The 16,013-nt window shown below is 56.8% G+C and carries 10 protein-coding genes and 1 tRNA gene; 8 read left to right on the top strand and 3 right to left on the bottom strand.

Annotation, left to right across the window (positions count from 1 at the left end; genetic code table 11):
* Positions 1 to 48: 48 nt before the first annotated feature.
* Positions 49 to 1,794: a glycosyl hydrolase family 28-related protein gene (locus tag K7H94_RS14505; RefSeq protein WP_211726384.1), complete on the top strand. Its 1,746-nt coding sequence runs from the start codon at positions 49 to 51 to the stop codon at positions 1,792 to 1,794.
* Between the two features lie 196 nt (positions 1,795 to 1,990).
* Positions 1,991 to 2,066 (top strand) — tRNA-Thr (locus tag K7H94_RS14500).
* A 205-nt stretch (positions 2,067 to 2,271) separates the two neighbouring features.
* On the opposite strand, the gene K7H94_RS14495 is transcribed toward K7H94_RS14500, so the two are convergent.
* Positions 2,272 to 3,690: an aldehyde dehydrogenase family protein gene (locus tag K7H94_RS14495; RefSeq protein ID WP_222951237.1), complete on the bottom strand. Its 1,419-nt coding sequence runs from the start codon at positions 3,688 to 3,690 to the stop codon at positions 2,272 to 2,274.
* Positions 3,691 to 3,794: 104 nt separating this feature from the next.
* On the opposite strand from K7H94_RS14495, the gene K7H94_RS14490 reads away from it, so the two are divergent.
* Positions 3,795 to 4,712 (top strand): LysR family transcriptional regulator, encoded by a 918-nt coding sequence (locus K7H94_RS14490; RefSeq protein WP_222951236.1) that lies wholly within the window; start codon positions 3,795 to 3,797, stop codon positions 4,710 to 4,712.
* A gap of 9 nt (positions 4,713 to 4,721) precedes the next feature.
* On the opposite strand, the gene K7H94_RS14485 is transcribed toward K7H94_RS14490, so the two are convergent.
* Positions 4,722 to 6,617 (bottom strand): flagellin N-terminal helical domain-containing protein, encoded by a 1,896-nt coding sequence (locus K7H94_RS14485; RefSeq protein WP_222951235.1) that lies wholly within the window; start codon positions 6,615 to 6,617, stop codon positions 4,722 to 4,724.
* Positions 6,618 to 7,819: 1,202 nt separating this feature from the next.
* Between K7H94_RS14485 and K7H94_RS14480 the strand changes: the two genes are divergently transcribed.
* The 4 genes from K7H94_RS14480 to K7H94_RS14465 all read left to right on the top strand — a co-directional run bounded on the left by K7H94_RS14480 (position 7,820) and on the right by K7H94_RS14465 (position 12,801).
* Positions 7,820 to 8,797, top strand: a complete 978-nt coding sequence (locus tag K7H94_RS14480; RefSeq protein WP_141496667.1) for a glycosyltransferase family 2 protein — start codon at positions 7,820 to 7,822, stop codon at positions 8,795 to 8,797.
* A gap of 16 nt (positions 8,798 to 8,813) precedes the next feature.
* The gene (locus K7H94_RS14475; RefSeq protein WP_058758004.1) at positions 8,814 to 10,121 is read left to right on the top strand and encodes an oligosaccharide flippase family protein; all 1,308 of its coding nucleotides are present in this window, start codon (positions 8,814 to 8,816) and stop codon (positions 10,119 to 10,121) included.
* Positions 10,118 to 11,113 (top strand): glycosyltransferase family 2 protein, encoded by a 996-nt coding sequence (locus K7H94_RS14470; protein ID WP_222951234.1) that lies wholly within the window; start codon positions 10,118 to 10,120, stop codon positions 11,111 to 11,113. The genes K7H94_RS14475 and K7H94_RS14470 overlap by 4 nt, the downstream gene beginning before the upstream one ends.
* Before the next feature lie 398 nt (positions 11,114 to 11,511).
* Positions 11,512 to 12,801: an HAAAP family serine/threonine permease gene (locus K7H94_RS14465; RefSeq protein WP_222951233.1), complete on the top strand. Its 1,290-nt coding sequence runs from the start codon at positions 11,512 to 11,514 to the stop codon at positions 12,799 to 12,801.
* Positions 12,802 to 12,900: 99 nt separating this feature from the next.
* Here K7H94_RS14465 and K7H94_RS14460 read toward each other — a convergent pair whose 3' ends face one another.
* Positions 12,901 to 14,457, bottom strand: a complete 1,557-nt coding sequence (locus K7H94_RS14460; RefSeq protein WP_058758001.1) for a methyl-accepting chemotaxis protein — start codon at positions 14,455 to 14,457, stop codon at positions 12,901 to 12,903.
* Between the two features lie 377 nt (positions 14,458 to 14,834).
* On the opposite strand from K7H94_RS14460, the gene K7H94_RS14455 reads away from it, so the two are divergent.
* Positions 14,835 to 15,962, top strand: a complete 1,128-nt coding sequence (locus tag K7H94_RS14455; RefSeq protein WP_227746447.1) for a DDE-type integrase/transposase/recombinase — start codon at positions 14,835 to 14,837, stop codon at positions 15,960 to 15,962.
* Positions 15,963 to 16,013 lie beyond the last annotated feature (51 nt).

Raw genomic sequence — 16,013 nt, 5'->3', positions numbered from 1 at the left:
CTGTTCTCACGCTTTGTATTGCAAACCTGAAATGCCGAGGAGGCTAAGATGATCGAAGTTAACTCTTTTGCTGAACTGCGTACCACTGTGCCGGCCAAAAATGGCGATCTGGCGTTCCTGCGCCGCTACAACCCGGACTCTACCTTCCGTGGCGGCGGTGATTTCACCGGCTTTATCGGCACCACCACGGCCGCCGATGACGGCGGTACGCTGGCGGTCGGCAATGGCTTTTACTGGAAACGCGTGATCAACGATCCGGCTGACGTCAACGTCTACCACTTCGGCGCGAAAGGGGACGGTTACGCCAACGATACCGACGCCTTTAACCGCATGCTGGCGTGGACGCAGGGTTACAGCGGTAATATCCGTGACCTGCCGGTGCGTTTCCCGGGCGGTAAATTCCTGATTAACCCGATCGACATCAGCGCCACCGAGATCGCCTTTTTTGGTCTGCAGGGGGATGACGTGGAGCTGGGTTCGCTGCCGCGCACCACCATCATCTCCGACAAAAGTGCCAACACGGTGTTCAAAGTGAAGGCGCGGCGGACCGCGATAAAAGGCATTACCTGGCACGGTCAGGCATCGGCCGACGTCACTACCAACACCGGCACCATTACCGCCGAGATGTGCACCAACGTGCAGCCGTTCTTCGAAAACACCTGCATCGAAGGCACCACGTTAAATATTTACTGTTTCCGTGCGCAAAACAGCGGCGGCACGGTGATTAAAGCGCTGGATACGCTCGACAGTAAATTCGACCAGATCTACACGCTGTGGACCTATGGCCGGGTGTTTGATATTGGCTGGTCGAACTCGCCAAACGGCAAGTGGGACCACTCAACGGCTATCGAGATCTGCAACTGTAACTTCCAGACCGGTTACGGCGACGCCACGCTGTACATGCCGCGCGTGACGCAGGGCATCATGCGTAACGTGTGGATTGAGCACACGCGTAATCCGGGCGATCTGTCGGACGGTGCCTGGAGCATTGATACGCTGAACATTGAGGATTGCGGCACGCCGTTCAATCTCAATAATGCGCGCGTCATCATGCGCCAGATTGGCCTGCAGTCCGGGGCGAAGATCTCGAACGATATGGCCGGCACGCGCTGGCTGTCGACCTTTGACTACGGCTATCGTCGCGAAGAGCATCACGGCACGCTGATCACCGGCTCATTCCGCGCGGGCTACTACAGCGGCCACAAAGTCACCAACAACACCGAAACCGATAACTGGTATCGCCTCGGCCAGCTGTTCTTCCCGACGGCGAATCAGCAGTGGGTGATGGAGCTGATTGGTAAAGCCGACGCCACCCAGCCAACCGGAACGGCCGCTTCGCCGGTCAATCTGGCGGGCACCGGGAAAACGTGGATTAACCTGCAGCGGCTGGAAACGGTATGGGCGGATGCCTGCCATATGGGGCAGCCGGCGGTGCTGGATATTCGCTACAGCCGCGTCGGCACTACTTATGCCGTGGTGTGGGTGAAGCTGCGCGCCAACAGTGGCGACACGCTGATTAACCTGAAGACCACCGGTCCGACGCGTTTTGAAGCCGGCTCATGCTCGCTGTTCCAGCCTGATTTCTCGGTGGTGACGGATACCACCAAAATGGGCACCCTCAAACCGGCGGCGCGCTTTGGCCTGCACAATGGTGTCGCGGGTATTGGGGCTAACGAGAAAGGCGTGCTTACCGTCGCGACGGCAGCAGGTACGCCGACCAATAAAACCACGCCGACGGGCTTTGTGCTGGTCAATATCAACGGTGTCGATCGTAAGCTTCCTTATTACGATTGAGGCCAGCACCTTTTGGCGAGGCTGCGGCCTCGCCTTTTTTTGTGCCTGGCGCGAGAGGGCGCTGTTCGCGGCGTTTTTTCCGCGTCAAAACTAAGGCCAGCCCGGGTGATGCTGAAAAACGCAGCACTTAACCGGCACCATCTTGACTCATCCCCCCGATTTTTCTATGTTTACTCCCCGTAGTTCCCGCCTCAATGCCGGTATAGCTCAGTTGGTAGAGCAGCGCATTCGTAATGCGAAGGTCGCAGGTTCGACTCCTGTTTCCGGCACCAGTTAAATCAATGCCTTATCTAATATTGTTACTGTCCCGATTTAGCCTGTGTGACAGATTTGTGCCCTTAACACTCATAAACATGGCGATTTTTGCGTGCGCAGAAAGGTGATGGGCGTCAGGATAATCACAATCTAAAAGAGGCGCATTGCTCGGGCGCGGCACCCTGCGCCGCAGTGCTATTCACTGCGGCGTTCATATCTTCCTTACCCAGCAATCAGCGCCCGTGGTTCCAGAAACGCGCTGATACCCGCCTGTCCCATTTCCCGGCCTATGCCGGAGTGGCGAAAACCGCCGAACGGCGCGCGTGGTTCGTGAGCCAGCGTGTTGATCATCACGCGGCCGGCGATCAGCTGTTCTCCCACGTTGCGTGCGTGCTGTTCATCCGCACCGATCACCAGTGCCGACAGGCCGTAATCGCTGTCGTTGGCCATGGCGATGGCTTCGGCTTCATCGCGGTAGGTCAGGATGCTCAGCACCGGGCCAAAAATCTCTTCGCGCGCCAGCGGCATTTCATTGGTGACATCGCTGAACAGCGTCGGGCGGATATACCAGCCGTGGTGCAGCCCGTCCGGGCGGCCGCTGCCGCCGGTCAGCAGGCGCGCGCCCTGTTGTTCGCCAAGCGCAATATAGTGCTGCACGCGCTGCCACTGTTTCTCGTTAACCATCGGCCCGATAGTGGTGCGCGCGTCAGCCGGATCGCCGGAGACCTCCGCAGCGACTGCCGCCGTCAGCGCCTGTTCGAACTCGGCCTTGCGCTGCTCCGGCACCAGAATGCGCGTGCCGGCAATACAGGCCTGGCCGCTGTTGATAAAGCCAGCCTGAACCGCCAGCCCGGCTGCCTGCGCGGCATCGGCATCCGGCAAAATCAGCGTCGGTGATTTACCACCCAGCTCCAGCGTGACGCGTTTAAAGGTGTCGGCGGCGCTGCGCAAAATCGCTTTGCCGGTGGCGGTCGAGCCGGTGAAGGAGATTTTTGCCACCTGCGGACTGCGGCTCAGGGCTTCACCGACGCTGGCACCGCGTCCGGTGACGATATTAAACACTCCCGCAGGCAAACCGGCGGTGTGTAGCGCCCTGGTGATCACCTGGGTCTGCAACAGGCTGAACTCGCTGGGTTTGATCACGGCGGTACAGCCTGCGGCAATCGCGGTCGCCAGTTTGTGGCAGATAAAGCCCGCGTTGCTGTTCCATGGCGTGATCAGGCCGGCAACGCCGAGCGGCAGCATTTGCACCTGCGCGCGACCTGCCTGTTGTACAAACGGATAGCGTTTCAGCTCTTCAATTACCTGCAGAATTACGTCAGCCGGATAGCGGCTCATCCACTCGGAGCGTGCGGTGGGCGCACCGTATTCCTCAAGGATCGCCGCGTGCAGCTCACTTTCGGCTCCGTTAACCGCATGGTACATCTGTTCCAGCAGGGTAATGCGCTGCGCCACCGTGGTCGCGGCCAGGGCGGGAAACGCCGCCGCGGCTGCCGCAATTGCGCGTTCAGCATCCTGCGCATTGGCCAGACGCGCTTTACCGATAACGCTGCCGTCGGCAGGTTTGATAATATCCAGCCATTCATCGCCGTCAGGAGTGACAAACTGGCCGTTGATATAGATGTGTTCAATCATGTGCATGGCTATGCTCCTTTGCATGTTGCGTGGCGGCAAAGTAGCACGCACCATCGGCGGCGATAATCCGCCTCCGCCTGCAAAGGGTATTGCGCGAAACGGAATAATTGATGAACCGGACAGGTCTGACTGAACTGGAAATTGTGCTGGCGGTCGCGCGGCGCGGCACCTTTAAAGCGGCGGCCAGCGAGCTGGAGATGTCGCCTTCGGCGGTGACCAATGCGGTTGCCGCGCTGGAGAAACGGCTGGGCGTGCGGCTTTTCAACCGCACCACGCGCAGCGTCGCGCTGACCGATGCCGGACGGCGTTTCAGCGAGAAAATTGTGCCAGCGCTGGCGATGATCCGCAGCGCGGCTGAGGAAGCCGGCAGCGATCCGGGCGATCCGGCCGGTATGCTGCGTCTCAACGTGCCGCCCGAGAGCAGCGCGCTGTGGTACGCATCGATATTGCTGCCGTTCCTGCAGCGCTATCCGCGCATTCGCGTCGATATTTACAGCCAGAAAGAGCGGGTGGATATCGTGGCCGACGGCTTCGATGCCGGTATTCGGCTGGCAGAGGACGTGCCGGGCGATATGATTGCCGTCAGGCTGACGCCGGAAATGCGCATGATTGTGGTGGCCGCGCCAGCCTACCTCACACACGCGGGCACACCGCAGACGCCAGAGGCGCTCGATCAGCATCAAACCCTGTGTATGCGCATGGCGGACGGCAGCGTTTACCGCTGGGAGCTGAGCCAGCAGCAGCAGCGTTATCGGCTGCAGGGCGAGCCGCGTATGGCGGCCAGCGACATGAGCGCCATCCACCAGGCGGCGCTGGCGGGTCTGGGCATTGCCTGCATGACGGAACAGCAGGTCGCGGCAGATGTGCAGGCGGGCCGACTGGTGCACCTGTTGCCCGGCTGGCAGGTGCCCCTCGGTGCGCTCTGCCTCTACTATCCAGGACACCGGCTGGTGCCGCCGGCACTGCGGGCGCTCAGCGAATTTGTGCGTGAGCAGCGTAATGCTTCTGCCTCATCGGAAGCCGGATGACGTCCTTTATCAGGCGTTCAGTAACTTCAGCACCTGCTGCGGCAGCTGATTAGCCTGCGCCAGCAGGGCGCTGCTGGCCTGCTGCAGAATTTGCTGGCGCGACAGGCTGGAGACTTCCGTAGCGTAATCCGCATCCTCAATACGGGAACGCGATGCCGCAATGGCGGCGGTCGCGTTGCCCTGCAGCGTTTGCGCCGAGAGCAGCCGGTTAGCAACGGCGCCCAGACGGGTGCGCTGATTGTCGATTTGGCCGATAGCGCGATCCAGCGTGGCGAGCGGATCGTCCGGATGCTTCAGGCGGATCTCTGAACCGGTCTCGGCCACGCGCAGCGTCGTAAAGTTGGTGGAGGCATCGGTCACTGACGACAACGCCGCCTGGAAGTAAATCTGCACGTCACCCACGCCCTGCAGGGTTTTCAGCATCAGGTTGCCGCTGCTGTCGCTGCGGACGAAGGTGGCGGTTTTATCCAGATTGCCGTTCGGCACATCCATGTAGTAATTGCCGTCGGCGTCGAGTTTCAGCACATCATTACTGCTGTTGCCGTCGACATCGGTATAGCGCACATCCACATTGGCCGGATCGAGCGTGATGTAGGAGGTGCCGGTCACGCTGTTTACCGCACTGAAGCTGTTAATGCTGCTGGCGCTGGTCGCGACGATGCTCAGGGCATTACTGGTGCCATCCGAGGTCGCGCTGACGGCGGCGTTGTAATACTGGTAGTTGCCGCCGCCGTTATCCACTTCCATTACATACTGCCCGCCGCTGCGCAGCAGACGGCCATTACTCACCGCATTACCGCTGGCATCGCTGAAGCTAAAGCTAGCGGTGCTGGTGTCGATCGCCGGCGTGTCGGTCACCGTGGTCGGCAGGGTGGCGAAATCGCTGTCGGTTTTGGCGGCACCGCCGGTCATGCGTGCCGTTACCGCACCGCTGCTGCCAAAGCTGAGTGTGGCCGGATACCAGCTGTTGTTCTGCTCAATATAATACTGGCCATTATCCTGCGTTAACGTGGCTGCGGGCGTGGTGCTCAGCGCGCTGCCGCCGCTGTCCTGAAAATTAACCGCCGGGATGGTGCGCGACGCAATGCTGCTGACGTTACTGTACAGCGGCGCCGGATTGCTGCGGCTAATCGAGACGTTACCGGCAGCCGTGGCGGTATCCCAGCGCGCACTGACGGCGGCCAGATAATAGACCGGCTTGCCGTCGGCGTCGCTGCTCTGCACGTACTGGCGGTTATCACCACTGCTGCGCACCAGCTGCGGTGAGCCGCTGGCGGGCAGATAGTTCACGGTAATCGCCGGGTTGCTGAACGCCATATTGGTGGCGAGGCCGGTGAGGGTGGTGACATTGGTCACTTTGCCGCTGATGCCGCTGATCACCAAATCCTTAAGTCCCAGTGCCTCCACGCTGAAGCCGGGCGCCGACAGGTCGAGACTGATTTTCTCGTTGTCATTAGCGCCCACCTGGAATCCCAGCTTACCGGCGCTGCCATCCAGCAGCCTGATGCCGTTAAAGCTGCTGCTGGTGTTGAGCCGGTCAATCTCTTTCAGATTGAGGTTAATCTCCGCCTGAATGGCGTCTGAGTCGCTCTGCGAATTGGTGCTGTTTAATCCCTGAACCGCCAGCTGGCGAATCCGCTGCAGGCGGTTATTGATCTCATCCAGCGCGCTTTCCGCGGTTTCGACCAGTGACAGGCCGTCACCGGTATTACGCTGCGCCACCGCCAGGCCGTTCTGCTGGCTGCTAAAACGGTTACCAATCGCCTGACCTGCCGCATCGTCACGCGCGCTGGTGATGCGCATACCCGACGATAAATGGCGGATCGCATCGCCCAGCGCCGCGCCACTTCTGGCAGATTGCTTGCTGGCGTTGAGGGCAGACAGATTGGTTTGCAGGCTGATCATTTCCGGGCTCACTGATAAATACACTGATAGCGTTATCGGCATTTACCGGCTTTCTTTAAAAAAATATTTGGCCTAAGTCACGTCAGTGAAGCGCTGATTGTTAAAATAAGCAGCATTAAATCTCGCTAAGTTGAGTTTGTGCTGCGGTAAGGATCTGTATTTTTTCGCACGGCGCTAATTTATAGAGGCAGGGCTTGACGACTACTAAAAATAGCAGGTCAGCAGAATGAATAAAGATTATTACTGCTTAAGCGGGACGGCGAGGACGTAACCCATTGCGATAACAACCGCTTAGGATGCTACTGGACTTATCCGCCGGTTTCCCTGCTCTTATTCCTGGTCAGCAGCGCGCGCCGCCCTTATCAATCGCCGCGGTCGCGCTTTATCCATGCTAATCAGTCAGCGCGAAATAAGGCGGCGGGGCGGGTGAGTAAATTCCGTTTTGGTCTGGAAGGCATTGACCTTATAACTGCGCCTGGTAAGAATGCGGTAAAAGTTTTGAATCAGATCGCAATTTTTGGCCTTGTGCCATTTGCAGTCCGACTGCGATAGCCGGACTGAATTAACGCCACTTGCACCCCGCGCCGCGCAACACACATCGCGGCGTAATAAAAGTGCAGGGCATACAGCAAATATCGTTAATGTCGTGACGCTCGTTGCGAAGGCCCGTCGAAAGATGCACCTTTTCAACCGCGGTCGGCAGTTCCCGTTCTCCTGATGCGGCAAAAAATAGCTGGAGAGGTAGTGCCGATCAGGATAACGAATAAACCTCTATCTGATAAATGTTTTACCCGGCAGCAACGCAATAAATACGTTGCTGTGCAGGAAGTGTTGGGGCTAACTGGCTGATAAATCACTGAACTCTGCGGAGTGCAGCGCCCCTTCCTTACGCCTGAAAATGCACCAAAGAGAATTCCAGCACGCTGGTCGCTGTAAGCCAGGGGCGGTAGCCTGCGGTTTTTATCCTTTAAATCGCCAGATAAACCTGACCTGAATATATAGCGAAATTCTTATCTGGTTCCAGCAAAAAATAGACGTGTTCCGGCGGTCATATTTTGCTGAGGAAACTCTGAAAACAGCGGCGTATTAATGTTAAGCCGGATGAAAGCATGGGCCGCTAAACGTTAAGTATAACGGTTCAGTATCGATTTTTATTTTGTCACGGCGGGTTTAACCCGCGATAAATTATGTTTTGAGGTCATATGCAAACTCCCGTTAACGACGTGCTGATTAGCGTCATTGTGCCGGTGTATAACGCCGCAGCTTATCTGGAAAGATGCATCGACAGCCTGCTACAGCAGGATGAGGTTCGCTTTGAGGCCATTTTTATTAATGATGGCTCCAGCGATGACTCGCTGGCGATCCTGCAGCGTTACGCCGGTTATCCGCAGTTCCACCTTATCAGCCAGGCCAACGCGGGCGTCTCGGCGGCGCGCAACCGGGGCATTCGCGCCTCGCGCGGCCGGCTGCTGTGTTTTTTAGACGCCGATGACTTCCTGCCGCCCCAGGCCTTCTCTACGTATGTGCGGCTGATGAGTGATGAAACGGCGATGGTGGTGGGTGAGTCACAACACTTCAACCCGGACGGCGCACCGCTGGATTTTCCCGCCAACCGTGAACAGGCGCACGTGCTGTCGGTATCGGCGGCGATTAACGATCTGCTCTATTACCACCCGCGCCACGGTATCTGCGACAAGGTGTTTCGCGGCGATGTCATTCGTCAGCACCGGCTGCGGTTCAACGAAGAGATCGCCAATTTCGAAGACCTGCTGTTTGTCATGAACTACCTGCATCTGCAACAGGATCGCCAGGTAGTGATGACGCAGCGGGTGGTTTATCACTACGTCAAATCCACGCACTCCGCCACGCGTTCGGCGCTGCGGGAAAAACATTTCTCTTTTGCCCGCTCGTTCAGCGGCATGAAGGCGTTTTTATCGAGCCAGCATTATCGCTGCTATTACCACCTCTATTTAAAAGTCACGGCGTCTTACATCCACAAAGGGCTGCACAGCGACAGCCTGAGCCGCGCCTTCATTGATGAATACATCACGCTCTATCGCCGCAGTTTCCGCAGCTGGTGCACCGCCGGACCGCTACTTAATCCGTGGAGCCTGTATTTTGCGCTGTTTTTCATTAGCCCGCGCCTGGTTTCACGGCTGCGCCGGCTGGCAGAGAAATAATCGCACCGGAGGCGTTGTGAAAGACAAATTAAAAAACTCCATGTGGATGATTGCCGAAAAGCTGATTGCGGTATTCGGCCTGATCTTTGTCACCTCCTACGTGGCGAAATACGTCGGGCCCACCACCTTCGGCATTATCTCCATCGCCATGCTGGTATTTCAGTTTATTCAGACCATCGCACTGATGGGCAGCGATGTGATTTTGCTGAAACGCATCGCGCAGAATCATCACTCCGGCCTGCGCCTGATGATGGCGACCTTCCTGCTGGTGCTGGTGCTGTATTGCGTGCTGTCGATTGTCGGCATGGCGATTATGGAAGAGGAGTGGAGCGCCGACGCGCTGGTCTTTATCTGCGCGGCAGCCATTGCCTGCCTGTTCTCATCCATTGACCTGGTCAATATTTACAACGAAGCGAGGCTCAACGCGCGTCTCAATGTGATTGCCAACGTCATTGGCCTGGCGATCAGCCTGACGGTGCGCTTTCTGATCTCCTATTACCAGCTGGAACCAGCCTGGCTGGCGATTCCGATTGTGCTCGCCACCTTTATTCCTTTCACCATCAAGTTAACGCTGTTTTTGCTGTATGAGCGGCGTGCACCGCTTCCGGCGCTGCGCCACGTGAAAAAGTATTCGCGCTACATGCTGGTTTCCGGCATGTCGCTGATCTTCTCTGCGATTGCCGTTGCGCTCTATACCCGCGTGAATCAAATCAGCGTCTCTTATTTTCTCGGCGTGAAAGAGGCGGGCATTTTTTCCGTGGCGCTGACGTTGTCGACCGCCTGGGTATTTTTACCCAGCGCGCTGCTGGCGTCGTTTTATCCGGCATTTTTTGCCGAGCGGAATGACCAGCAGGCGATCGTCAAAGCGCAGAAACTGCATCTGCTGGTGATTGGCGTTTCCGCTGCGGTAATTGTGGCGATCTGGCTGCTGTCGGGCTGGTTTATTCGTGACTTCTACGGTGAGCAATATCTTGATGCCGTCGCGCCGACGTTATTACTCAGCCTCGGTGCGATGTGCGCGGTGCTGAGCAGCGTGATGGATCGTTTCATCATTAAATATAACGGCTATCGCTATCTGGTGAAGAAAACCTTCGCGGTATTAGTGATTTGCCTGCTGTCGTCGCTGTTGCTGGTGCCGCATTTCGGCTTAACCGGTGCCGCCATGAGCGTGGTATTAACCGAGTTTTTATCGTTCTCCCTGCTGAATTACTTTTTCCCGGCACAGCCGGTCATGCGTATTCATCTGATCTTTTTCAACCCCAGGAAACTATGGCAGCTCTTTAGCACTATCAAAACCTCAGACAGTAAAGAGAGTTTATCATGAATGAAAAAACGCTATTTAGTATTATCATTCCCGTCTATAACGCGCAAAACACTATCCGGCGTACGCTGCAAAGCGTATTAAATCAAACCTTCAGTAGCTATGAAATAATTGTTGTCAACGATGGCAGTCGCGATAACAGTGCCAGAATTTTGCAGGAATTTGCGCACTATCCGCAGGTTACGGTGCTTAATCAAATTAACGCAGGCGTCAGTGCGGCACGCAATAGCGGGCTGCAGCAGGCCTGCGGGGAATATGTCCTGTTTCTCGATGCGGATGACTGGGTTGACGATAACTTCCTGATGAGTTTCAAACTCAATCTCAATGCCTGGCCGGCCGAATCGGTGGACTTAATGGTCGGCAATCTCAACGACAACCGTATCGGCAAAGTCTCGCAGGCGGGATTCTTCAGTCAGCAGGATATTCCTTACGTGCTGGGCGAGCTGGAGATGAGCGACAACATTGGCTATCTGCATAATAAATGTTATCGCCGCCAGATTATTGACGATCTTCATCTGCGCTTCATGGAAGGCGTCTCGATGAGTGAAGATCTGCTGTTTAACCTGAAGTTTTTCAGCTGCGTCAGTAATTTTCTGATCACCCCAGGCGCGGCTTATCACTATGAGGATGTGGCGGGATCGCTGTCGAAACGTAAAGTGCAGTACAGCGAACTGAAAGTGCGTAAACAGTCGCTTACCGATTTGTACGATTCGATTGTGGAAAAGTACGCGTCGGGTAATCTCGACCATTTTTTAAAAGCAATCTCGAAACGCGTGCTGGCACTGGATATGCAGATTGTCACCGCTATGTATCACGCCTCGTTTTCACCTGCTGATATTGCGCAGGAAATTAATCAAATCAAGCGCGGAAAATATTCTAAAGGTATTTTTACGCTGCTGAATAAAAATGAAAAACTGAAGTACATGATTATGAATTTGAATACTATCACAGCGTACTATTTCCTTTATGCCCTCTACAGAATGCGGGCGTTCTGATTTTCAATTCTCCCGGCGTTATCCTCTGGCGAAGTAAAGCATTGCCCGAGGCTAGCTGCCGGGGGAGTTTCCTTCACAGCGCTCTGCTGCTGGCAACATCCCCGCACTTCATTCTCCCGCTCATGTCCACTTCGCGCTGAGTCTTGCACTCCTGACGCTTCTCAGGTCAAATAGCGCACAGGCAATCGATTGCGTGCGTGTTTCGTGCGTTATTGTTGCTTTTATCGCCATCTCGCGCATTTTTACCGCCTTTGTGATGCATGTCTTGCGTTGCGGCAATCCACGCCGGGCAAAAACGGGTAGCATAGGCGCGTTTTGTGAAGCGACCGCACGCTGCAGGCCGCCGCGAATTTTTAGCCGTCGTTCCGGCTGCATTTGAGACAATTTTGGAGAGACAGATGGATAACTCACAAACCGGTACCCTCGGTACGGTGGAGGCGGCAGCAACCGGCTGGCGCAAGAGTGATACAGTGTGGATGCTGGGCCTGTACGGCACCGCGATTGGCGCAGGGGTGCTGTTTCTGCCGATTAACGCCGGCGCGGGCGGGCTGATTCCATTACTCATCATGGCGATTCTCGCCTTCCCGATGACCTTCTTTGCGCACCGTGCGCTGACGCGCTTTGTGCTCTCCGGCAAAAATCCCGGTGCGGATATCACGGACGTAGTGGAAGAGCATTTCGGTGTCGGCGCCGGTAAGATCATCACGCTGCTCTACTTCTTTGCCATCTACCCGATCCTGCTGATGTACAGCGTAGCGATCACCAATACCGTGGACAGCTTTATTGTGCACCAGCTCGGGCTGGTATCGCCGCCGCGTGCGCTGCTGTCGCTGATTTTGATTGCTGGCATGATGACGGTGGTGCGCTTCGGCGAGCAGATGATTGTCAAAGCGATGAGCGTGCTGGTGTTTCCATTTGTGGCGGTGCTGATGCTGCTGGCTGCGTATCTGGTGCCGCACTGGCACGGCGCGGCGCTGGAGACCTTATCGTTTGCGCAAAGCGGCAGCGACAGCAGTATCTGGATGACGCTGTGGCTGGCGATTCCGGTGATGGTGTTCTCCTTCAACCATTCGCCGATTATCTCGTCTTTTGCCGTGGCGAAACGCGCCGAGTATGGCGCCGGCGCGGAGAAGAAGTGTTCACGCATTCTGGCCAGCGCCCATCTGATGATGGTGGTGACCGTGATGTTCTTTGTGTTCAGCTGCGTGCTGAGCCTGTCGCCCGCCGATTTACAGGCAGCAAAGGCGCAGAACATCACCATTCTGTCCTATCTGGCGAACCACTTTAACGTGCCGATGATTGCCTGGATGGGGCCGATTGTCGCCATCGTGGCGATCACCAAATCGTTCCTCGGCCACTATCTGGGCGCGCGTGAAGGCTTCAACGGCATGGTGGCGAAGTCGCTGCGCAGCCGCGGCAAAACCATCACGCCGCAGAAAATGAATCGCCTGACCACGCTGTTTATGCTGCTGACCACCTGGCTGGTTGCTACTCTGAACCCGAGCATTCTCGGCATGATTGAGACGCTGGGCGGGCCGGTGATTGCGATGATTCTGTTCCTGATGCCGATGTACGCTATTCATAAAGTCCCGGCGATGCGCCAGTACAGCGGCAAAATCAGCAACCTGTTTGTGGCGCTGGTGGGGATTCTGGCGATTTCATCCATCGCTTATTCGCTGATGAATTAACAGCAGGACGCGGTGCGCCGGACCCGATGCGCACCGCCATGACAACGCCAGCGACACTGAACGGCCCCGTCTGACGCATGCAGAACGGGGCTGTCTGTTTTAAACCGCAGCGGTTTTAAACACGCTCATCGACTGCGCCAGACGGTCGGCCTGTTCCTGCAGCGCCTGAGACGCAGCGGACGCTTCCTGTACCAGCGCGGCGTTCTGCTGTGTCACCGCTTCCATCTGCGTAATGGCCTGATTGATTTCACTGATGCCGCTGCTCTGTTCGCTGCTGGCGATGGTGATTTCGCTCATGATCTCCGCTACGCTGCTTACGCTGTTGACCACCTCACCAATGGTTGAACCGGCGTGCGTCACCAGACGGCTGCCTTCATCCACCTTCGCCACCGAGTCTTCAATCAGCACTTTGATCTCTTTCGCCGCGGAGGCAGAACGCTGCGCCAGGTTACGCACTTCGGTAGCGACAACGGCAAATCCGCGACCCTGTTCACCGGCGCGCGCCGCTTCGACCGCCGCGTTGAGCGACAGGATGTTGGTCTGGAAGGCGATAGAGTCGATCACGCTGATGATGTCGACAATCTTCTTCGAGGAGAGGGCAATCGCCTCCATCTTCACAATCACCTGCTCCATCACTTCACCGCCTTCTTTGGCGACGCCGGAGGTTTTCGCCACCAGCGAGTTGGCTTCGCGCGCATTGTCGGCGTTGTGCTTCACGGTAGCGGTCATCTGCTCCATCGCGGACGCCGTCTCTTCCAGCGAGCTGGCCTGCTGTTCAGTGCGCGAAGAGAGATCGATGTTGCCGCTGGAGATCTGGTTGGACGCCACGGCGATGGTGTCGGAGCCGGCGCGTACATCGGAAACAATGGTCAGCAGGTTATCGTTCATTGCCTGCAGAGCCTGCATCAGCGCGCCCGTTTCATCTTTGCTGCGTATTTCAATGCGCGAGCTAAGATCGCCGGCAGCCACTTTGCTGGCGATGGTCACCGCTTCATTTAGGGGATGCACAATCGAACGGGTCAGCAGCCAGCCCATCACCACGGCAGCGAGAATGGCGAGCGCGGAGAACACCAGCGTAACTTCAATCGCCGTGGTGCCATCATCAATAATGCCGGCGCCTTCCTGCTGGAGCTGCGAGGACTGGGAATCAGCAAACGCCACCGCCAGGTCGAGGTAGGCATTTTGCACGGCGGTAATTTTTTTCAATACGTAGTAGCTGGCGTCATCGGCTTTACCGGCCCGCACCAGATCCAGTACCTCATTTTTCTGCTGTTCAAACTGCTGACTGGCAGCCAGCAGGCTGGCAATTTTCTTTTTGCCTACGGCGGTAATCTGAATCGCTTCGATCTTCTTCATCGCCGCATTGGTGCGGGCGGTGGCGTCTGCCAGCTGCTGAAAGCGCTGCACGTTAAACTGCGGTCGGGTGGTATCGATGACGATGCCGCGCAGGTATTTGATCTGATCGTTGACGCCATCGCGCACGTCAAAGCCGAGCCGCACTTTTACATAGCGATCTTCCACAATCGAGGTAATGCCGCTCTTGATGTTGTTGATCTTCATGATTGAGGTGATACCAATCACCACCAGTAGTGCCACCACTAAACCAAAGGCGATGCCCAGGCGGACGCCGACCTTCATATTCTTTAAGCTCAACATTGGATCTCCCCGCAATGCCAGAATGCTGTTGTGTTAAAACGGAAACGCAGACGACGGGTCTGCAATATGTCAATGATGTATAAAGGAAAGATTTTTTGCCGTTGCGGCGAGACGGGTCTGGCGCCACCAGCGCAGGCGCTAAAGTTATCGGTTGCTAATGTTTTAACTTTAATTTTTTAGGGATTCGTCACAAAACGGTTAAGAGGGCTTAAGGTTGATTAATCACTGGTCGTAATTAGGTGGCATCACGGCCTATGTCGGTGCGCAAAATGGTACAAACCGGCCACATAGGTAACACTTTAGACCGGGCACATGGGTAACAGTTATAAACGGCATAGCAGAGGAGACTCACTATGCCCTGGACTGAGACTGTTACCATGCAACGCCTTGAATTCATCCTCGCCTGCCAGGCAGGCGGGGAATCCATGACGCAGCTGTGTCACCGCCACGGCATCAGCCGCAAAACCGGCTACAAGTGGCTCAGCCGCTTTAACCCCGGCGAGCTCTCCTCGCTTGAAAATCTCTCCCGCGCCCGCCATCTCCAGCCCGATAAAATCGCCCCCGACATCACCGCGCGCCTCGTTCAGTTCCGCCAGCAGCACCCCGACTGGGGGCCAAAAAAAATCCGCCACTGGTTCCTCAGCAACGGCGCTGACTTCAGCGTCCCTGCCGCCAGCACTATCGGCGACCTGCTGAAGGCGGCGGGAATGGTTCAGCCGCGGACGCCGCGCAAGCGAACGCCGGGCAACCTGCGCAGCCTCACGACGCCCGTGAGGAATAACCACGTCTGGAGCGCTGATTTTAAAGGGCGCTTCCGCCTGAAAGACGGCAGCTGGTGCCGCCCCTTCACGCTTACCGATAACCACAGCCGCTACCTGCTGTCCTGCGAGCCGGGCACGTCGGAGACCACGGTGTTCGTGCGCGGCTGCATGGAAAGGGCCTTCCTGGAAGGCGGGCTGCCCGACGTTATCCGCACCGACAACGGCTCGCCCTTCGTTGCGCCGGGCATTCTCGCGCTGACGCAGCTGAGCGTGTGGCTGATAAAGCTGGGGATACAGCCGGAAAGAACCGCGCCGGGCTGTCCGGGGCAGAACGCCCGCCACGAGCGGATGCACCGGTCGCTGAAGGTCGCCATGAGCCACCACGACGTCTTTGGCTCGCTGCCGGAGCAGCAGGCGTGGTGCAGCGGATGGCGGAACGAGTTCAATCAGGAAAAGCCGCATGAGGCGCACGGGCAGCAGCCGCCCGCGAAAATATGGACGCCTTCACCGCGAAGATGGGACGGAAAAGTGCCGGAGGTGGGCTATCCGGAGGGGGCGAAGCTGTACAAAGTCGGTGAAAAAGGCGACCTGAGGCTGAACGGGCGAACCTTCCTGAGCGCGGCGTTACGGGGGGAATACGTGCGGTTCCTGGAAGTGGACGACGGCATTGACGTCATCCTCTTCGACAGGCTCATCCTTGCGTATTATGACCGGGCAGAAAAGCGTATTATCCGGATCGACTGACCACAAAAAGTGTTACCTGTGTGCCCGGTCTGATCTGTTACCCATGTGCCC

Origin of the sequence: Pantoea dispersa, from assembly GCF_019890955.1 — a bacterium.
Classification (GTDB): Bacteria; Pseudomonadota; Gammaproteobacteria; order Enterobacterales; family Enterobacteriaceae; genus Pantoea; species Pantoea dispersa.
The sequence above is the reverse complement of the archived record's forward strand: the minus strand, read 5'-3'. Positions and strand labels throughout refer to the sequence as shown.